The organism is Hungatella sp. SL.1.14 (assembly GCF_024460495.1).
GTDB lineage: Bacteria > Bacillota > Clostridia > Lachnospirales > Lachnospiraceae > Hungatella > Hungatella hathewayi.
The window spans coordinates 1-303 of the sequence record NZ_JANFYJ010000320.1; the positions used below are offsets into that span (position 1 = coordinate 1).

At 48.2% G+C, this 303-nt stretch carries 1 pseudogene; it reads right to left on the reverse strand.

From position 1 onward, the window contains the following. Positions 1-108: 108 nt before the first annotated feature. Positions 109-303: pseudogene (locus NE473_RS31185) on the reverse strand (hypothetical protein); the annotation flags it as partial.

Sequence of the window (303 nt, forward strand, 5' to 3'; positions counted from 1 at the left end):
GTTGACGAACCATAACCATCCGGTAATTTAAGAAAGAGTTCCGGAGAATGAACGGTGCTTCCTGTCAGCAAAACAGGAAGCCACTCATTCCCTGGAACTCTTTTTTTGTTATTGTCTCACAAAAATCGGGGAAACCCAGGCTGTATCTCCATTTCTCAGATGTACCCGGAGCCGGTAACAGCTTCCCGCCTCCAGTACAACCTTCTTTTCGCAGCTCATGGTATACGCCTCTTCCGGCACCGCCTGGCGGATTCTGGTTTTATAGGCGTTATGCCAGTAAAAATCATCACGGTAGTGCTCTAC